At 63.0% G+C, this 18,575-nt stretch carries 15 protein-coding genes and 4 pseudogenes; 9 read left to right on the forward strand and 10 right to left on the reverse strand.

Annotated features, from left to right (window positions below):
• Positions 1-18 precede the first annotated feature (18 nt).
• The 3 genes and pseudogenes from ACFTWF_RS42480 to ACFTWF_RS42490 all read left to right on the forward strand — a co-directional run.
• On the forward strand, positions 19-1,158 hold the full coding sequence (locus ACFTWF_RS42480; RefSeq protein WP_378467064.1) for a CaiB/BaiF CoA transferase family protein: 1,140 nt from the start codon (positions 19-21) through the stop codon (positions 1,156-1,158).
• A 1,087-nt stretch (positions 1,159-2,245) separates the two neighbouring features.
• Complete coding sequence (locus ACFTWF_RS42485; protein WP_378467065.1) at positions 2,246-3,463, forward strand: bifunctional 3,4-dihydroxy-2-butanone-4-phosphate synthase/GTP cyclohydrolase II; 1,218 nt, start codon at positions 2,246-2,248, stop codon at positions 3,461-3,463.
• A 164-nt stretch (positions 3,464-3,627) separates the two neighbouring features.
• Positions 3,628-3,764: pseudogene (locus ACFTWF_RS42490) on the forward strand (IS3 family transposase); the annotation flags it as partial.
• A 42-nt stretch (positions 3,765-3,806) separates the two neighbouring features.
• On the opposite strand, the gene ACFTWF_RS42495 reads toward ACFTWF_RS42490, so the two are convergent.
• On the reverse strand, positions 3,807-4,448 hold the full coding sequence (locus ACFTWF_RS42495; RefSeq protein ID WP_378467066.1) for a TetR/AcrR family transcriptional regulator: 642 nt from the start codon (positions 4,446-4,448) through the stop codon (positions 3,807-3,809).
• 322 nt (positions 4,449-4,770) lie between these two features.
• Here ACFTWF_RS42495 and ACFTWF_RS42500 point away from each other — a divergent pair, with 322 nt between their 5' ends.
• From ACFTWF_RS42500 to ACFTWF_RS42515, 4 genes and pseudogenes are all read left to right on the forward strand, one after another.
• Complete coding sequence (locus ACFTWF_RS42500; protein ID WP_378467067.1) at positions 4,771-5,064, forward strand: helix-turn-helix domain-containing protein; 294 nt, start codon at positions 4,771-4,773, stop codon at positions 5,062-5,064.
• A 272-nt stretch (positions 5,065-5,336) separates the two neighbouring features.
• The gene (locus ACFTWF_RS42505; RefSeq protein WP_378467078.1) at positions 5,337-5,672 is read left to right on the forward strand and encodes a transposase; all 336 of its coding nucleotides are present in this window, start codon (positions 5,337-5,339) and stop codon (positions 5,670-5,672) included.
• Between the two features lie 365 nt (positions 5,673-6,037).
• Positions 6,038-7,456 carry an FAD-dependent oxidoreductase gene (locus tag ACFTWF_RS42510; protein WP_378467068.1) on the forward strand — a complete coding sequence of 473 codons (1,419 nt, stop codon included), beginning with the start codon at positions 6,038-6,040 and terminating at the stop codon, positions 7,454-7,456.
• 102 nt (positions 7,457-7,558) lie between these two features.
• Positions 7,559-7,894, forward strand: a pseudogene (locus ACFTWF_RS42515) (transposase); the annotation flags it as partial.
• On the opposite strand, the gene ACFTWF_RS42520 reads toward ACFTWF_RS42515, so the two are convergent.
• The 8 genes from ACFTWF_RS42520 to ACFTWF_RS42555 all read right to left on the reverse strand — a co-directional run bounded on the left by ACFTWF_RS42520 (position 7,806) and on the right by ACFTWF_RS42555 (position 16,921).
• The gene (locus tag ACFTWF_RS42520; RefSeq protein ID WP_378467069.1) at positions 7,806-8,066 is read right to left on the reverse strand and encodes an IS30 family transposase; all 261 of its coding nucleotides are present in this window, start codon (positions 8,064-8,066) and stop codon (positions 7,806-7,808) included. The pseudogene ACFTWF_RS42515 and the gene ACFTWF_RS42520 overlap by 89 nt on opposite strands.
• Complete coding sequence (locus ACFTWF_RS42525; protein ID WP_378467079.1) at positions 8,039-8,614, reverse strand: helix-turn-helix domain-containing protein; 576 nt, start codon at positions 8,612-8,614, stop codon at positions 8,039-8,041. The genes ACFTWF_RS42520 and ACFTWF_RS42525 overlap by 28 nt, the downstream gene beginning before the upstream one ends.
• Complete coding sequence (locus tag ACFTWF_RS42530; RefSeq protein ID WP_378467070.1) at positions 8,575-8,964, reverse strand: hypothetical protein; 390 nt, start codon at positions 8,962-8,964, stop codon at positions 8,575-8,577. Before ACFTWF_RS42530 ends, ACFTWF_RS42525 begins: the two co-directional genes overlap by 40 nt.
• 23 nt (positions 8,965-8,987) lie before the next feature.
• The gene (locus tag ACFTWF_RS42535) at positions 8,988-9,917 is read right to left on the reverse strand and encodes a tyrosine-type recombinase/integrase (RefSeq protein ID WP_378467071.1); all 930 of its coding nucleotides are present in this window, start codon (positions 9,915-9,917) and stop codon (positions 8,988-8,990) included.
• Positions 9,918-10,321: 404 nt separating this feature from the next.
• The gene (locus tag ACFTWF_RS42540) at positions 10,322-13,084 is read right to left on the reverse strand and encodes an ATP-binding cassette domain-containing protein (RefSeq protein WP_378467072.1); all 2,763 of its coding nucleotides are present in this window, start codon (positions 13,082-13,084) and stop codon (positions 10,322-10,324) included.
• Between the two features lie 16 nt (positions 13,085-13,100).
• On the reverse strand, positions 13,101-14,321 hold the full coding sequence (locus ACFTWF_RS42545; protein ID WP_378467073.1) for an ABC transporter substrate-binding protein: 1,221 nt from the start codon (positions 14,319-14,321) through the stop codon (positions 13,101-13,103).
• Positions 14,322-14,484: 163 nt separating this feature from the next.
• Positions 14,485-16,116, reverse strand: coding sequence for an FAD-dependent oxidoreductase (locus ACFTWF_RS42550; protein ID WP_378467074.1), 1,632 nt, complete (start codon positions 16,114-16,116; stop codon positions 14,485-14,487).
• A gap of 115 nt (positions 16,117-16,231) precedes the next feature.
• Positions 16,232-16,921, reverse strand: coding sequence for an ABC transporter ATP-binding protein (locus ACFTWF_RS42555; RefSeq protein WP_378467075.1), 690 nt, complete (start codon positions 16,919-16,921; stop codon positions 16,232-16,234).
• Positions 16,922-17,185: 264 nt separating this feature from the next.
• On the opposite strand from ACFTWF_RS42555, the gene ACFTWF_RS42560 reads away from it, so the two are divergent.
• A complete protein-coding gene (locus ACFTWF_RS42560) occupies positions 17,186-17,737 on the forward strand; it encodes a tyrosine-type recombinase/integrase (RefSeq protein ID WP_378467076.1) in 552 nt (183 codons plus the stop codon).
• Between the two features lie 92 nt (positions 17,738-17,829).
• On the opposite strand, the pseudogene ACFTWF_RS42565 reads toward ACFTWF_RS42560, so the two are convergent.
• Positions 17,830-18,033, reverse strand: a pseudogene (locus ACFTWF_RS42565) (IS3 family transposase); the annotation flags it as partial.
• 2 nt (positions 18,034-18,035) lie between these two features.
• Between ACFTWF_RS42565 and ACFTWF_RS42570 the strand changes: the two are divergent.
• Positions 18,036-18,483 (forward strand): annotated as a pseudogene (locus ACFTWF_RS42570) (transposase); the annotation flags it as partial.
• Between the last annotated feature and the right edge of the window lie 92 nt (positions 18,484-18,575).

The raw sequence follows: 18,575 nt of genomic DNA on the forward strand, positions 1-18,575 counted from the left end.
CGCAGACGGAGGACAACGATGAGTGAAGGACCCCTGACCGGGATCAGGGTGCTGGACCTGTCGTCGATCGGACCAGGACCATTCTGCGGTATGATCCTGGCCGATCACGGCGCCGAGGTCATCGAAGTGCTGAAGCCGTCCCCTACGGCCAGCATCCGCCCCGATGGCTCGTTCGGGCGGGGAAAGCGCTCGATCATGGTTGACCTGCGCGACCCGGCCGGAGCGGACGTCGTGCGCAGGCTCGCAGGCACCGCCGACGTACTGATCGAAGGAAACCGGCCCGGGACACTCGAGCGTCGGGGTCTCGGACCGGAGGAGCTCCTTGAGCAGAATCCCCGCTTGGTATATGTCAGGCTCACGGGTTGGGGTCAAACGGGGCCGTACGCCGACCGGGCCGGCCACGACATCAACTACATTTCGACCGTCGGGATGCTCGGCGCACTAGGCACCACCCCGAAGGATGCGCCGACCGTTCCACAGGCGCTGGTCGGCGATCTCGCCGGCGGCGCGATGTTCGCGCTCCTCGGAGCTGTGATGGCACTGTTCGAACGCGAGCACACCGGCGTGGGCCAGGTCGTCGATGCCTCCATCGTTGACGGCGTGGCCACGCTGCTCACACCCCAGCTTCTCGAGTTCAGCCAAGGACGGTGGTCCGGACGAGGGGGCGGCGTACTGGGAGGATCGGCCCCCTTCTACGGCGCGTATCGATGTGCCGACGGGCAGTGGTTCTCCGTGGGCGCGATCGAACCCGCGTACTTCGAGCGAATGCTCGAGGTGCTCGGCCTGGAATCGCCCGCGTCGAAACAGTTTGAGCCTGCTGCATGGCCGGAGCTCCGCTCCCAGGTGTCCGCTGCCTTCAGCGCCCAGCCGCGGGCATACTGGGAACAGCGATTCGCCGAGGTGGATGCCTGCGGAACCGCTGTTCTCAACCTCGATGAGCTGACCACTGATCCACACCTGGCCCACCGTCGTACCATCGTCGATCGATACGGGCGACTCGAAGCCGCGCCCGCTCCCCGCTTCCCGTCCAAGGGCGTGCCGGAGCCTCGCCCGACCCCACGGCCGGGCGAACATACCCTCGATATCATGATGGAACTGGGCGTGAACCGGTCCGAAGTGAAAAAGCTTCTTGAGAACGGCGTACTGCGGCAGAGCTGAGCGCCAAGTCGCGACGGACCGCGCTCAATACAACCGGCTTCTCTCCTCCTGGGACTGATACTCGCCGAGGAGTGGCTTCGCCGCGGCTGACGACCTTCCCTTCCGGCTGAAGTCCCTCTTGGTTTAGACCGTCACTTCGACAGGCACTTCCGGTACACGTCTGTCCAGTTGTCGATGGCGTCCACCGGGCGGGTACCCCCGGTCTCGGATGGGCAGCGCCGTTTCGGGAGAGCCTGCTCGGTCATCGCAGTGATTGGGCAGGCAAGGGTGTGCCGGGATGCTCGCCTACAAGGTGATTCCGCCGCAGCGGTCGCCTCCGGAGCCTCTCCACTGGCGAGCTGACCGCGGCGATACGGGTCGCGCGGACGCGAACGTTACCGTCGTGCATTCTTAACGAAATTGCAAGCTCCCGGAGTAGCCTACGCATTCTTATCTGTGCGAACGTTCCTGCGCGAGTTTACTTTCGAACCGGCGCGCAACTCGGATCATGCGGCTAGTCTGGTGCCGCTCATCGACTGGGTCGACATCCGTCATTGTTGGTCCAGGTCTACGCATTTTACAGGCGTCTCCCACGATAACGTGGCCGCGCACCCACAGGATCCGGGCACAGTGAAGGTCACCAAGGGCAACTGGCCTGTTTGCGCCAGAAGGATCCACACTCTGTATGCGGCGGGTCGACCGCGAAGGCTGAGTTCTCGGTGATGTCGGCAATGCACACTCCGCCCGAAAACATCGCAGTCCGAAGATGGTCAGCTGCGACGCAGGGCGCGGGGTGGATTGTTGGCCGGGGTTCAAAGCGCGACCGGCTCTCTGACAACGAAGTTGGCGAGTCACCATAAGTCGGAATTACGTGACGGTCGACACACCGGCAAGCGACGACGAGCTTGCGAACAACAAATCACCTACTCAAGGCAACCTCCTGTTCTGCTGGACGCACGAAAGCCCGAGGTTTGAGATCCAAGGGAGTCTTGACCCATGGCGAGGGCGGCAAGCTTTGACAAATCAAACAATGATTGGTTATATAGACGACGGACGTGATCCGTACCGCTGGCGAGAGCCGCATTTATGCGATGAAGGAGGCGAGTTGATGGGAATCGCGTCAGTGACGGCGGCGATCGCGGCGGTAGGTGCCGGAGAGATTGTAATAGTGACCGACGACGAGTCGCGCGAGAACGAGGGCGACCTCATCATGGCTTCCGAGGCTGCCACCCCTGAGAAGATCGCATTCTTTCTCCGACACACCTCAGGCGTGCTCTGCGCCGCGATAACCAAGGAGCGTGCCGACAACCTGAATCTACCGATGATGGTCGAGCAGAACGAAGAAAGTCAGCAAACCGCGTTCACAGTCACGGTCGACCTTGCTCACGGAATCACAACTGGGATCTCGGCTTCCGATCGAGCTTCTACGCTCGTCGCACTGGCTGACCCTACGGCGGGACCGACGCGTTTCGTGCGTCCCGGTCACATCCTCCCACTGCGGGCACGCAACGGTGGGGTGCTCAAGCGCGCTGGCCACACCGAGGCGGCGGTCGACCTCGCCAGGCTTGCCGGGCTGCAGGCCGCCGGAACTATCTCGGAGGTGGTCACCGGTGACAAACTCGGGATGGCACAGGGACCCGAACTCGCTCGTTTGGCGGCCCAACACGGCCTCGTACGCACGTCGATAGCTTCACTAATCCGTTACCGCCTGAGCAGTGAGTCGCTGATTCGACAGATTGCCAGCGCCCGTGTACCGACGCGGCACGGCGAGTTTGTCTGCTACGTGTGGGAATCGATGCTTGACGGCATCGAGCACGTTGCGCTGGTCAAGGGCGATGTCTGCGGGTCCGAGCCGGTACTCGTGCGCGTGCACTCGGAGTGCCTGACCGGTGACGTTTTCGGATCGGACCGCTGCGACTGCGGCGTGCAGTTGGACGATGCATTGCGTGCGATCAACGAGGTGGGCAGCGGGGTCGTCGTTTATCTGCGCGGTCACGAGGGCCGAGGCATCGGCCTCAGTCGCAAGTTGCAGGCTTACAATCTGCAGGATGCCGGATTGGACACCGTCGACGCCAACCTGCGACTCGGCTTGCCGGTGGATTCACGAGAGTACGGAGTCGGCGCTCAAATCCTGATGGATCTAGGCATTCAACGAATCAGGCTGATGACCAACAACCCTGACAAGTACGCCGGCTTATCCGGCTACGGTCTAGAAATAACTGAGCGCGTATCGGTGACGCCCCGGGTGACGCCGCACAATCTCGAATACCTACGGACCAAGCGTGATCGCCTGGGTCACCTCCTGCCGCAGAAGCTGAGCCGCTAACGCCCCACTGCGTGGCCGACGACGCTGTGGGCGGGCGGTCGCATCATGACCGACGGGCCAGATAACATCTGCAATCGGTGCAGAAATCGAGTCGTCCCTGTTACAGCCCTGTCTTCAGCGGGCGGCTCGGGCCGAGGCCAGACACGATCTGAGGCTGCCGACTTAAAATGCAAGCGCAACAAGACATGGTCCGATACATCGAGGGATTCTACAACCCTCGACGGCGGCATTCAGCCCTCGACTATCGAGCGCCCCGAACGACGTCCACTACAGGTATCGGCAGCACGTCAACGCGGCCTGAATATAACCAGCTCCAGTGTCCGAATTCGTCGGGGCAGATCAGTCAGCCGCGGGCCGTGTTCACTGCTCGGCGCGTTTCCCGGAGTTGCACGGCAGTCTCAATCACCGAGATGGCGGTCGACGCCATAATCTCGAACAGTTCGCCGGTCGAAAGGGCACGCGCATCGAGCGCCGCTCGGAGCTCCTGCGCTGAGTCGGCGTTCTCCGGCACCGCGGAGCTGGCCACTCCGACCTCCTGCAGAGCGCTTGTGATGGCCAGCAGCTCGAGCGCTTCCATGAGGGGCGAGATCATGGCGATTGGCAGGCCCTCGTCCCGCAGCCGCTTCACACTGGCCTCCACCTCGTCGAGGCCGATCCCGAGGTGCGCCCTTCGCAGCATGATCGGGATTAGCTCGGGGTGGGCGACGAGCGCCTGCCGGGTCCGGAACGCGTTGAGCGGCAGCCAGGTACGCCAACTCTGATGCTCGTCTCGCGGTGCCGACACGTCCGAAAGGGCAAGCTGGGTGACACCGACCAGGATGTCGTCCTTGTTCTTAAAGTGGTGGTAGAGCGAGGCACCGTTGACGTTCAGAGCCTGACCGAGCCGCCTGATACTCAGTGCGTCGAGTCCCTCGGTGTCCACGATCTGCAGAGCGGTCTCCAACGCCTTGCGACGCGAGATCAACGGAATTTTCGGGCGTGCCATCCTCGCCCCCTTCCCTGGCCGGTTCGTGGCCTTCGCGTGTCGAGCCGTGGATACGACCGTGGCCAGCAATCTATCAGTGTGAGTTGTCTCTCTCAGCGAGCACAGCCGAACGATGCGGGAACCCTACCCGAATGGGCATCGCAATCATCCTAGTGCTGTGTTTCTCTTTAGAGGCGTAGATTGAGGGCTGAGTGTATCGGTTCGAGTCGCTCGGAGGCGAGCCGGATGCCGAAGATCCTGCGGGCGCGCCCGGCAGCGGACAGCGACGAGGAACGAACGATCCGTAAACTGGCCGGAAGCTCGGCGCGCCCCCGCCGACTGGGTGCAACGAGGCCGGATGATCGCGCTGAGTTGGGACGGGCTGCGGGTCCCGGCAATCGCCGAGCAGCTGGGTTGCCGCGAACAGACCGTGCGTCGATGGCTCGAACGGTTCAACGCCTGCGGGCTCGACGGGCTGGCCGACCGGGGTGGTCAGGGCCGCAAGAGGCGGATCACCGAGCACGAGCGTTCCCGCACCTGGCTTTGGTGTAGCAAACTCCACCCGGCGGTCCTGTTCGCGACCCGGACGGGCGGCTCGCGGCCGCCGATGCGGCCGGACCGCCGGAATGGACCCTGAACGCGCTGACCGAGGCGGCCTGGGCCGAGGGTATCGACATCCACCGCAGCCAGGTTCGGCGGATCCTGCTCGCCGAGGGGGCGCGGTGGCGCCGCACCTGGATCCGGTCCACCGACCCGGATTTCGCGGGAAAAGGACACGGATCGTCTCGTTCTACACCGCATCACCAGCGAACCCGACGATCCTGTGTGCCGACGAACTCGGCCCGGTGATCCCGCGGACCTTCCCGCCGGCGCCGGGACGGTCCCCGGCGGGCACCTGATCAAGGCCGTATTCGATTACAGTCGTGGGCCGAAGAGGACACCTGGGTGTACGGGGCGCTGTGTCCCGCGGACGGCCGGGAGCTGACGATTACCGCATCCTGCCGTAACAGTGTTGCCTACCAGCGGTTTCTGCAGACAGTAGAGCAGGACAACCCGAACGGCGAGATCGTGGTGGTCACCGACAATCTCTCTTCTCATCGCAGTGTGTCCACCCGGACGTGGTTCGAGGAGCACCCTCGGATCCGGCAGGTGTTCATCCCGGTCGGTGCGTGCTGGCTGAACCTGCAGGGCTCGTGTCGGATCTTCCGTAAGTGTCGGGGTCGACGCCGAAGAGGCGTTGGGTGAATACTCCGACCGACCGGCGACCGAGCCGGACCCGTCGCGCTCGCCTCCACGCCCACGACTCGGCCAAGGCGGCGATCAGTCGCTCGATCGCGGCCCGATCGAGCTGATCGACCCGGCCGAACGAGTACAGCACCTTCGTCGGCGACCTCTTGCGGCCGGGCCCCACTCGTTGTGCGCCAACTGCAGATAGGACACCTTCGACCCGTCCCGGTTCCGTCGCACTTTCTGCTTTCAGGGATCAGCTGCCGTCCACCCGGCTATGGAACGGTCAAACAAAACGTCGTTTGGTAATCGCCAAGAACGGTGTACGGTTCAACCAGTCCGATCTAGCGTGCGCCGCAGCACGGTATGGCCGAGGAGGCACTGTGAACTATGACGTGATAGTGGTCGGCGCCGGTGGTGCCGGCTTGGCGGCAGCGGTCGAGGCAAGCGCCCATGGTGCTTCGGTGCTCGTCCTAGAGGCGGCGGATCAGATCGGTGGCTCCACTATCATGTCGCGTGGTGTCGTTTACGCGACAGGTACAAGCGTTCAGCGTGCAGTTGGTGTAGAGGACTCCGTAGAGCGGATGTACCGGTACTACATGGCTCTCAATAGCTGGGAGTTGGAGCCGTCAGTTGCTTGGCGATTCTGCGAGGAATCAGGTCCTACTTTGGAGTGGCTTCGTGAACTGGGCGCCGACTACTCCGAGAGGCTCCTGTACGTTTCCGATCTCGACAATACCCGGCGCGGACACGAGTGCGCCGGTGGTGGACCGGAGTTGGTGGCAGCGCTCGAAAAGCGAGCCCGGGAGCAAGGCGTTATTGTCAAGCTTTCGAGTAGAGTTCGGGAGTTGTTGATCGTTGATGGCGCGGTACGGGGCGTGCGAATTGACGATGAGGAGTTCAGGGCGGGTGCGGTGGTGCTTGCTACCGGAGGAATCGGGGCGAACCCAGACCTGGTTGCCAAATACTTCCCCGCGGCACGCGCCCATGGCCCGGACTGGACGAATTACTTCGGGAGTCCAACCTCGCGAGGCGATGCCATCACTATGACTCGTCAGCTCGATGCCGAAGTATTCGGCCGCGGGTTTGGCATGTTGAACTTGACCGCCGGATTCAGCAAGAGCCCTTCCAGCTTTGTTCCCGCCTGGATCGTTTTTGTGAATCTCGACGGCAGACGATTCATGGCAGAGACGTCGCAATACGCCGTAGCTGGGAGCCTGATAGAGGCGCAGCGGGAGTCCCGCTGCTTCGCCGTCTTTGACGAAGCAGCACGAGCGGCATCGGTAGCTCCCCACCTCAGCGTTGGCGAGTACACCTGGGGGGCCGACACAATCATGCAGATGTACAACGAAGGTCGGGTGCTCCGGTCGGACACCTTAACCGGACTTGCAGAGCAAGCTGGTGTCGCCCCAGTCGCCCTTGACAACAACATCGCCGAATACAACGCGGACGTGCGCAACGGAGGCGACCGCCGGTACCGCAAGACCGGTCAGCTTCGTGAGCTATCGACGAAGCCATTTTACGCGGTCGAACTTCGCCCATCCGCCTTCGGTATCACATTCTGTGGCGTTCGAATCGATGAGGACGCCCGCGTCCGCTCGAACACGGGGACCGTCATCCCGGGCCTGTACGCGGCTGGTGAGGCCGCTGGCGGAATCATGGGCCCGCGGTACGTGGGCGGCGGCAACGCCATCAGCGCCGCCATCATCTTCGGTCGAATCGCCGGCCGCACCGCGCGCGACTTTAGCCAGTCCGCTAAGCCTCGCTCCACTGATGACGGTGGTCGGGTGAGCGTGCCGTAACGCGAGGATGCCCTTGGGGTTGCCCCTTGATGGTGGACACCTGACTGGCGGGACCGCTGGTCCTGCAGGGAGCATGTCCGTACGTCGGGCAAACGGAAGCGCTATTCCCCGGAGTACCGGGAACAGTCCGCCTGCCTGGTGATCGAGACCGGACGTCCGATCGCGCACGTCGCGAAGGAGATCGGTGTCGGCGAGCAGTTGCTCGGTAAGTGGGTCGCCCTGGCGAAGGCACGGACGGAGGGCGACGACGGCCGGACACTCGATGCGGACGAGCGAGCCGAACTCGAGCGTCTCCCTCATGAGAATTCTGAACTACGTTTGGACCGTGAGTTTTTGAAGAAGGGCCGCCTTAGATTCCACGGGTCAACGCAACACACTCGGCCGGGGTGCGGAAGCCGAGGCACTTGCGAGGTCGGGTGTTGCGGCGATCGGCGATAGCGTCGAGGTCGGACTGGCTGTGCGTGGACAGATCGGTCCCCTTCGGCAGGTACTGACGTAGCAACTTGTTGGCGTTCTCGTTCGTTCCTCGCTGCCAGGGACTTCGCGGCGCAGCGAAAACCACAGCGACACCGGTGGATGCGCTCAGCCTCTTGTGGGCGGCCAGTTCCATGCCACGATCCCCAGGTCAGTGTGCTCCGCAACGCGGGGTCGATGCGAGTGTAGGTATCGATCAGCGCGGGAACGACGGTCCTGGTGTGCCGGCTCGTCAACTTCACAATGATCAAGAACCTCGTCTTGCGGTCGACGAAGGTGGCAACCTGGCTGTTGTTTGAACCGATCACCAGATCGCCTTCCAGATGTCCGAGAGCGCTGCGGTCGTCCGCGGCAGAGGGTCGGTTCTCGATCGGCCGTCAGCATCGGTGATCTGTGACCTCCATTGCCCTTTGACGCTGTGCCGCTTGTTTTCCGGATCGGTCGTCGGGTTCGCAGCTTCTTGCACAACTGATGGGCCCGTTCCTGTGCGGTGACGGCGCGGTGCGCGTCCCGACCACTGTTGCGCCCCACCTCGCGGCTGACCGTCGAGGCCGGCCGACGGAGTTCCGAGGCGATGGTACGGAACCAGTGTCCGGCACTGAATCCTCGTGGTCCTCGTGAGATTGCCTCTCGGTCAACCAGGGTCAGGCGTCCCTGGCGATGTTTACGGGAGGCTGGGGCGATACCGCCATTGTCTCGAGGCTTTCTGTGCCCCGCTCCAAGAACTCGGTCAACGCGCGGGCGACCAGGGCGGGGATCGCGCTTCCCGACTCCCGGGCCTGCCTACGTATCCGACCTTCTAGTGCTGCAGTCCATTTGCCGGTGAACACCGTTGTTTCCTCCGGAACGAGAACGCGTCCGCTCTCGGTGACGTGGTCGGCGTACCGCCGTGCCTGCCGCACCGAGCACCCGAACCGCTGCGCCAGGATCACCGCGGCCTCGGCAACCGGGACCCCCGAATCGAGCAACTCCGCGGCCGCGTTGACCCGTTGGGCGTATACCGAAGCGTCAACACGGACACGACCGTCAGCCATACATATGGGTACTACTGGACATCTCACTTGCCTTTCGTGACACGCCGGGGACGTTCCAGCCGCCAGTAGTTCAGCGTGACATCGAAGCAGAAGTTGCCCACTGTGTTGGAGGCATAAGGATGCCGCCCTGGGGCGTGCCAGTCGTGGTGTCTCGTCGGGTTGATGTTGCGGCGGGACTCCGACAGGAACAGCGGTCCGCGCGCCCTGCTGAGTCTCGCCCGGTGCGCGAGATAGTCCGACAGCAGCACCCCGGTCGCCGCCGAGTAGGGCACGACCCGCTCGAGCCGGTTCTTCGTCGTCTCCGCCCGAAGCCGCAGGGTGCGGTGGGCCGGGTCGAGATCGTCGGTACGCAGCGAGCACAGCTCCTCACGGCGCAACGCGGCATCGTAGGCCAACGCCAGCATCACACGGTTCCGAACCGGCTCCACGGCGGCGACGGCCAGGACGTCCGCCCACTGCCGCTCGCTGGGGACCCAGGGCAGCTTCAGCACGGCGCAGTGGTGCGCCGGCTGGGTCGTCAGCCGAGGCACCAACCCCCGCTGATGCCCGCCACAACGTCGGCCGGGGGTGAAACGGCCCCGGCCAACGGGATTGGACTCACGCATGCCCTCCTCCATGAGGTGGTCGTAGAACAGCCGCACCGGCACCAGCCGCTGCTGGATCGAGGCGTTGGCCAGCCCGGAGCCGGAGTCGAGCGACACCACGTTCGCGCCTCGGTGGCTGGGTGGTTCGGTCAACTCCCGCACATAGACGCCGACATGTGCCCGGCTCGCCGTGAGCGGGTCGGCCCCTTCTCGCTCGCACATCTGCAGGTACTCGGCAAGCCCAAGGGCGTAGGCGTCGATCGTCCGGGGAGCCCTCCCGAGATCGGCCCACAGCTGCAGCCACCCGGCCGCCTGCCCGTGCCTGCTCAACACCGGCCACTTCTTCTCCAACACCATCGTGCCGCTCAAGCCATCTCCTCAGTTCCGTGGTCAACTCCGAGGAGACATGATCATCCCCATGGCCAGATTCCACGTAACTTTTAAAATGCTCAAACTGCAGATGCACGGACGCGCAAATTTGGACCTGCTCCGCAAGCGCGTCATCCACACCGTATAGCTAAGGTCGACAACAGAATCACGAAAAGTGCGCCAGACCCATTTCGCTGAGCCTTGTCATTCCCACCGAGCGGCAATGGGCGGACATCCTGACCGTCTCCGGCACCACCCGGATCAGGCTGCCCTCGGCTCCACCGACCTGCTACGACAGGACAGCGGTGAAGGTCTCTCACCTCCACTCGAATCACAGCGCCTCACGGCGCAAACGAAAGTGCGCCAGATCCACTTTCAACGAGCGTCATCAGGGGTGGACGGATTCAGACAGCTGCACCGAGGTAGGCGTCAATTACGAGCGGATCAGAGACAACCTCGTCCGGGCTACCGCACTTGATGACAGCACCGGATTGGAGCACGGTCACACGATCCGAAAGGCGCAAGACCAGATCGACGTTGTGCTCGACCAGCAAAATGCCGATCCCCCACTCGACAGCCAAGACTTTGATCAGGTCAGCCAATTCCTCCGCCTCAACGTCGCCGAGCCCAGCTGCAGGTTCGTCGAGCAACAGAATCGAGGGTGCGCTTGCGACGGATCGCGCTATGGCAATTGCCTTTCGGTGTCCGAAGGATGTGTTCTCGGGCCGCTCATCAACCAGATCGGCCAGCTCGAAATGTGTGACGGCCTCCCATGCCGCCGGCGTCAGAGTGGCCGAACCAGGCCGGACTAGATCGAGCAAGTACCTGAGGACTCCCGGCCGTTCACCCGCGATCGCAAGGTTCTCCCGAACAGTCAGCCCACTGAAGAGCTCAAGGCTCTGGAAGGAGCGGGAGACACCGGCACGAACGCGCTGCCTCGTGCTTAGCCCTGACAACTCCTGATCCCCGACGCGGATCGAAGTCGCGGTGGACTTGACGAAGCCCGTGATGCCGTCGATGAGCGTGGTCTTACCAGCGCCGTTCGGCCCCATCACGCCGTGGATCTCGCCAGGCTTCACCGTGATCGAAACGTCGCGGACCGCATGTACCCCTCCGAAGGAAACGGAGAGGTTCTCAACGACCAGCTCCTTCGGCGTCACTACTACAGGCGCAGATGCCGGGGCGGGGGCCCGCTTCGGTGCACTCGCCCCCCGTCCAGGCACAGGCAGCAGGCGGCGCCATGGAACAGCGGCTAGCTGCTGACGGTGCATTTCAAATAGACCGTCGGGAGCCAGGATCAATATCAGGAGGAGGAAGATCCCACCGACAAGGGGCATGTAGTAGTTAACCTGCGGCAAGCCCTCGAAGATCATGCCGGTCACGCCCCCGCCCACCAACGTCGCTCCCAAGAGCGCACCTGGCAGGTAGCCAACCCCACCCACGACCGTGACGGCGACCACCACAATCCCGAGGAACAAAGTGAAAGCGCTGAACTCGGCTACCGGCCGACTGAACACCAAGAACGTCCCACCAAGGCTGGCGATGGCGGCGCTCAGTGCGAATGCGTACGACTTTGTTGCGGTCACGTGCACCCCGAGCGAAGCGGCTGCCCGCTCATTTGAGCGCACAGCCAGCAAACGGCGGCCCACTTGCCCACGCCGCAGGTTCGCGACGCCAATAGCAACCGCGACCAAGATGAGCAGTACAAAGAGGGCATACCGGTCGGGGTAGAAGAACGGATCGAGATCCACGCCGAGAACCGAGGGCACCGGCACCTCGAAGCCGCCAAATCCTCCGGTGTACTCGCCGTTAAGTAGTACAAGGTTGGTGAGCGCCGCAGCAAGACCCCACGTGACAACGGCCAAGGTGATCCCCCGGACCCTCAGCGCAGGAATGCTGATCACCAGACCGAGCAACGCTGTCAAGATGGCCCCCGCAAGACACGCCAGTAAAAACGGGACACCGACTACGGCCAGCCGGCTCGCCATGAGGGCACCGATTCCAGCCAGGGCGACCTGGGCGAGAGAAAGCTGGCCGGTGTATCCGGTGAGAACGACCACCGAAACCCCGATGATGGCAGTCGACAGCGTCACAACTGTCGCCGTAGCCCAGTTTGCGTTCATCACCACGGTGATGAGGGCGGCCGCTCCGAACGTCAGTAAAGCGACGGGCACCGGACGGACGCGACCCGTCCCAACCGCGGGCAGGCGCTCCAAGACGTAGCTGCGCAGCGGAAGCGCACGACCTCGTGCCAGGAGAATGGCCAGTACGACGAAGAACGGCACCGCCATGGCCCAGCCGGGCGCCGACACATAGCGCTGGATCAGCGATTGACCCACACCCAGGGCAAGTGCTGTCGCCAGCGTGCTGGGAAATGAGGAGAACCCCCCCAGCAAGCCAGCTGACATGGCCGGGATGACCAGAAGGACCAGGGTGGTCGGCTCCAGGAAGAGGATCGGAGAGATCAAGACACCGACCAAGCCAGCCAAAGCGCTACTCAAGGCCCAGTTGACGGCGGCGATTCTGTCCGGTGAGTGACCCAGTGACGCCGCCGTGAGCTCGTTCTCGGCAACTGCCGTCGTGACTTTGCCGAACGACGAGTTCCGGTATCCCAGGAAGAGCGCAACGCTCACAACAACACAGACAGCGATGATGGCAAGGCGATCGAATCCGACGGACAGTCCGCCGGGCCCCAGTGAGATTGCATCTGTCGGGAACAGCGGCGGTACTCTTAGCGGGTCGAATCCATATCTGATATAGGCGAAGCTCTGGAGAACCATCACGATTCCCAGGGTGGCAATTACGCGTTGGAGCGGCGACGTATGACGCATCGGCCGCATTACTCCGTAATGGATGGCGGCGCCTAGCAGACCACACAGGACAATGGCGATTAAGGCTGCTAGCCACGGCCACAGGCCAACTCGGACCACCAACTCGTAATAGACGCATCCACCCACGAGGGCCAGCGCCCCTTGGGCGAAGTTCAGCAGGCCCGATCCTCGATAAACGAGCACCAAACCTTGGGCAAGGAGCGCGTACAACCCGCCCGTTACGATCCCTAGGATGACGAATAGAAGAATTTCCACGTCCCAGCACTCCTCAAGCCTGTCGGATTCAGCATGTGCGGCCCCGTTGCGGAGCCCGGGATCGGCCGTCAATACCGGCACGGCCGATCCCTAAAGATCAATTTCCGCTGGCCTTCGCCAAAGATTCGAAGGGATCGATGAATCCACCCACGGCCTGCGGGGAGACATCCTTGATAGTCATCGGCATAACCATGTTGTTGAACATCCGTGGCTCGTCTTGGAGCGGCGGTTCCTTGCCCACGACCGAGTACGGCGGAATCACGCTGATATCGACCGGGTCCGACAGGTTCTTGAATGCTGCCAGGACCGACTCCTTGGAGAAATCGTCCTTGCCTTTCATCACAGCTGCGAACAGTTTCCCAGCGGCCCAGCCCGCAAGCGTCGACTCATCGACGACAGCGTCCGGGGCATACTTCTTGAGTTCCTCCAGGAACTGGGCGATCCCAGGGTTCTCCGTGTCTGTGGTCGCTGCGAATTGTGAGACCAGGAGGATTCCGTTGGCGACGTCGCCAAGGACCTCAAGGTTGGCCATGCTTGTCATGCTCGTCATGCTGGCGATGAGCCCCTTGTACCCGCTCGATCGAAGAGCCTGAACGGCCTTGGCATAACCGGCCGGGGTCCCTGTGATGACGATCCCGTCAGTGCCGCCTGCGGCAGCCTGCGCGGCGGCGGTGGCCCAGGTCGGGTCCGCGGTGGAGTCGCCTTCCACCGTGCGTCCCGTCATTCCAGCGGCCTCGAGGGCGGCTCTCTGCAGCTTGCCTTGGTATTGCGAGGCCGGCTGAGAGCCCTCGATAAGAACCGTGATGTTCTTCGCGCCATGCTCGATCAGAGTGGCAATAGTGCCGTAGGCCCAGCCGGCCTGACCGGATGACAGCGGGAATGACACCTTGCTCTGCATATCGGCCAAGGCCACGCCACGTGCGCCAATCCAGGGTATTCCTGCCTTTTCGGCGGCCTGTTGTGGGCGACCAGCTTGATCCACGATGATATACGGCGCCACAATGGCGCTGACGTCGGCGTCGATCAAGTCACGCACGCACGACAGTTCCTTGTTGGCATCATAGTTCGAGTCGCATTCCTGCACCCTCACCTTCTTGCCACTGATCCCTCCTTCGGCATTGATCGCGTCGATCGCTGCCTGGAGTCCATCACGACTGTTGGGATTGCTGTAGATCTGGCTCGTAAGCGGCTGAATTGTGCCGACGACGATCTCACCCTCAGCGCCCGCTTTACTGTCACCGCATGCTGACATGCTGGCCATCAGGACGGTTGCGACGCCAACCATCGCCACCCGGACGCGAAGTTTACCTTTGAGCATCCTAAACCTCCTCGGCCAATTGGCCTTTGGTTTGCGAAACTTATCAAACGGCATTTGTTTTGACAAGGCCCAAGCGTGAAACAGCTGCTCTCTCGGGATTCGGTTACAGCGCGTCACGCGGGCCTTCCTGTATGGGCAGGTGCCAGGTGTCGGGCCGTCTCGATCACCGGGCTCCTGATTCCATGAGGTGCTTGGCCGAAAGGTGCCCGAACAGGAGACCGCGAGTGTTTCCCATTCCGCTGTTGTATCCGCCGATGTCTAGTCGGGCCGCGGCGTTGCCGACGGCGTGCAGACCTCGGATCGGCGATCCTTTGACGTCAAGCACCTCGCCAACCTCCTTCGTCCTCAAGCCGGCCGAGGCGAAGCCCAAACCAACGCGATGAAGTGGAATCGCGTAGAACGGCGGGCGCGCGATTGGGCCCATGTTCGGGTTCGGAACTGCTCGCGGGTCACCGAGGAAGATATTGCTGTACGGGTACTTACCCCGGAGAAAGTCCGGGTCGACACCGGACTCACAAAAGCCGTTGTATCGCTCGACAGTGGACCGCAAGCCAGCGGTGTCAATCCCCGCACCAGCGGCAAGCTCCTCAAGAGTGTCGGCGGTCGTCGCCATCCCTTCAGGGAGCGGGGCCCCGGGTGGGATCGTTGCGAGATCGTAGCTGTCACGATGATTCTGGTCGAGGATGAGCCAGGCTGGCCAGTTTCTTGGACGTCGATGCCGCCCGTCGAGGATGTTGAGTGCCGGCTCGTAGTCCAAGTAGAACGCCTCGTCGGCGAACCTCAGGCCCTGCCCGTTGACGACGATGCAGTGCGGCTTGCCGGGCTGGTAGGACTGGTCATAGGGCTCTCCTCCGGTCGCGTCGGGCACGCGAATGCCGAGCGGTGTCGGGGTCAGGTCTCTCGGTAGTACACCCACCGCTGCACCTAGCGCACCGGCCAGTATCAGGTGATCGCCCTCGACGGTGTCCGGCGACATGCTCAAAATCGCTTCGTGATGTTCGAACGTGCGGACCAGCTCGGCATTGTGGTCATATCCGCCCGTCGCCAGCACTACGCCCTTGCGGGCGCGGATACGCTTTTCGCCACTCGGCGTCACCGCAACGACTCCCACGACGCGGCCTTCGGCGTCGGTTAGCAACTCGGTGACGGGGCTGCTGACCCAGAACTCGACGGCGCGTTCGAGCGCGGCGTTCAACAACGCTGCCATCAGGCCCGCACCAGCGCAGCGTTCGTTGCGGTTCAGGTGTTCCGCAATCCGCTTGGCCATAGCGTCCCGATCGCCCATGGTCGCGAGCATGTCCGCACTTGTAAACGAACCGAACCTGTGAGGTGACGGCAGCAACTTGTTCGCGGCGGCCCCAAGCCGCTCCAGCGGAAAAGGCTTCACCTCCAGATAGCGACCCTCGGCTTTGCCGGCGGGATGCCCGGTGTAGAAGTAGTCAGGCATACCACGAACGAGCTCGAACTCGATTCCCACTGCATCCATGAAGTATGAGATTGCCGCGGGCGCGCCATCGACGAACGCGCGCCGCAGCGCCGGGTCACTGTGGCTGGCCCCGATGAAGCCGATGTAGGCATCCGTCTCCGCCGCGGAGTCAGGAATTCCCGCTGCTTGGGCCAGGTGGTTGGCTCCCACCCACAACTGACCCAACGACCACCCGGTGACTCCGCCCAGGCCGTGGGCCTTTTCCAGGACAAGCGCAGTACCCCCGTGATCCACCGCCGTGATTGCAGCCGCCATACCGCCGATCCCCGACCCGGCCGCGACGACGTCTACCTCGTGGTCCCAATCCATAATCAAATCCTCATTTCGAAGTCGCAGATCCCAGACCTCAGGCACCACACCTGCGCCAAGTGGACCTCGACTGGAATCAGAATCGCCTCGGTGCCAACGAAGTTTGGCCACTTCGTCAGTCATCCGACCGGAGGTATGCGCGTTCGAGCGCGGCGGGACCGTCGGAAGACTTGCCCTCGGCCACCAGCGATCCGCTCCGGAGGAGATACCAACGGTCGGTTTGGGCCAACGCTCGACGGGTCTGCTGTTCCACGAGCAGTACGGCGAGACCCGTGCGCTCAGTCTCTTTGCGCAATGCCTGCAGGAGGCGTTCAACAAGCATGGGAGCCAGACCCAATGACAACTCGTCGACGAGCAGGACCGACGGCTCGCTGCCTAGGGCACGTGCCAAAGCCACCATCTGCTGCTCGCCACCAGAGAGCAGGCCGCCCTTGCGCGGCAGAAGAGGCTCCAGTTCGGGAAATGCCTCCAGCGCCTTCTGAACGCCCCCACGTCCGAGCTCGAGATTTTCCCGTGTCGTCAGGCCGGATATCACCGAGCGGGTCTCCGGCACGAAGGCGATGCCCTGCCTGGCCAACGAGTACAAGGCCTTCTGGGTTGGGGCGCTCCGGAAGTAGACCTGACCCGACATTTTTGGAAGCACCCCAACGCTGGCCAGCAGCGTAGTGGACTTTCCCGCGCCGTTGGGGCCAAAGAGCGCCACCATTTCTCCAGGACGCACTTCGAGTGAGACGTCCCGAATGGCGGCCAGATCGCCGTACCCCGCCGTCAGAGACTCCAGGCGAAGGATGGGTTCGTCAGCCATGGCAGGCCCGGGCTCAACCTCAGTCTGTGGCGCGTCTACCGACATCGTCCGTTGAATCACGTGCTTTCCTCGCTCAGTCTGTTGGGAGGCCAGCGAACAGAACCCGGGCGCCGAGTAGGCAGGCGCCCAGTGTGGCCGTGATCATAGTTTACCAAACACCTATTGGTTTTGACAAGCAAGCAGGGCGAGGTACGCCATCGCCTCGAGTGCTTCGTCCACTCGGTGCCGGTAACCGGCGATTGCACGCACGCTGGACATCTTCCCGTGCGACGACTCACCGTCGCAGTCCAAACCGGTTTACGTGTCGCCGAACTCACCGGTCTGCACCGCGACGACGTTGTGCTGACAACCGGACCTCACGTTCGTTGTCGCGGCAAGGGCCGAAAACAGCGATCCACGCCAATGACCGCCGGCGCCGTCACCACGCTGGGAGAGTGGTTGAAAAGACATAAAGCCCAATTCGACTCCCCACTGTTCCCGAGCCGACATGGCACACCGCTGAGCACCGATGCCGTTGAATGGCTGGTGAACAAACACGCCACCGCCGCGGCATCTCACTGCCCATCGTTGGCGACCAGACGAATCACCCCTCACGTCCTTCGCCACAGCGCCGCGATGTTCTTACGCGAAGCAGGCGTCGATATCTCGGTGATCGCGCTGAGGCTCGGGCACGAAAGCATCGCCTCCACACAGATCTATATGCACGCCGACCTCGCGGTCAAGCAACGCGCCCTGAACAGGTCCACACCTCCAGAAGTGACTCCGAACCGCTACAGACCTTCCGACTCACTGCTTGCCTACCTCGACACACTCTGAATTATGCCGAACGGTTCAGCCCGCGGCAGCCTCTGACCAGCACGAACCCGCTCACACGGGTTCATCCTCGGCATAATCACAGACCCGGCATAATCCGAGTACGGGTTGAGATTCGATACCTGTGGCCGTGAAGGCGAGGGGGTGACCTCGAGATCGGCGAGCGGCGTCGCGACTGTCTTGCTCGTCATCGACGTTCCTCGGTCGGCGTACACGACATTCGGGATCCCCTGCACAGCAGATATTTCGGTCATCATCTCCGCGGCGAGCAGCCCGGACTCGCGGGTTTGGACGTGCGCCGCCCAAGCACGTGCAGACCCTGACGGACGGGTCGTCGCTGGCGGAAATCACCGCGTCGGGGCACGGCAGGACACAGCCGCTGACGGTGCGAGTGATCGAATACACGCTCGACGACGGGCGCGAGAACACCGAGCAGTACCGGCTGCTCACGACGATCTTCGACCCGGAGCAGGTCACCGCGAACGATCTCGCGTTCGCGTATGCACAGCGGTGGGAGATCGAGAACGCCTTCGAGGAGCTCAAGACCCACCAGCGCGGGCCGCGGGCGGTGCTACGTTCGCAGTCTCCCGAGTTGGTGCTGCAGGAGATCTGGGGCCATCTGTGTTGCCACTACACGATCCGCACCCTGATGCTCGATGCCGCCCGCGCCGGCGGGCACGACCGAAGATCGGATGTCGTTCGTCGCCACCTTGCGGATCACCCGCCGATCGCTGTCACACAGCGCCTGACTTGCACAGGTTTAGTGCCCCGCTCAGCGGGTCGGTAGGTCCAGCGTGGTGAGGATGCGGACTGCGTCTGGGGTGAGTGGGTCGGCGGCGGT

The organism is Rhodococcus sp. NPDC056960 (assembly GCF_042674125.1).
Classification (GTDB): domain Bacteria; phylum Actinomycetota; class Actinomycetes; order Mycobacteriales; family Mycobacteriaceae; genus Rhodococcus_F.

Coding starts and splice junctions, on each gene's coding strand:
- ACFTWF_RS42480 (WP_378467064.1), top strand. CDS start 19: ATGAGTGAAGGACCCCTGACCGGGATCAGGGTGCTGGACCTGTCGTCG.
- ACFTWF_RS42485 (WP_378467065.1), top strand. CDS start 2,246: ATGGGAATCGCGTCAGTGACGGCGGCGATCGCGGCGGTAGGTGCCGGA.
- ACFTWF_RS42495 (WP_378467066.1), bottom strand. CDS start 4,448: ATGGCACGCCCGAAAATTCCGTTGATCTCGCGTCGCAAGGCGTTGGAG.
- ACFTWF_RS42520 (WP_378467069.1), bottom strand. CDS start 8,066: ATGGAACTGGCCGCCCACAAGAGGCTGAGCGCATCCACCGGTGTCGCT.
- ACFTWF_RS42530 (WP_378467070.1), bottom strand. CDS start 8,964: ATGGCTGACGGTCGTGTCCGTGTTGACGCTTCGGTATACGCCCAACGG.
- ACFTWF_RS42545 (WP_378467073.1), bottom strand. CDS start 14,321: ATGCTCAAAGGTAAACTTCGCGTCCGGGTGGCGATGGTTGGCGTCGCA.
- ACFTWF_RS42550 (WP_378467074.1), bottom strand. CDS start 16,116: ATGGATTGGGACCACGAGGTAGACGTCGTCGCGGCCGGGTCGGGGATC.
- ACFTWF_RS42555 (WP_378467075.1), bottom strand. CDS start 16,921: ATGGCTGACGAACCCATCCTTCGCCTGGAGTCTCTGACGGCGGGGTAC.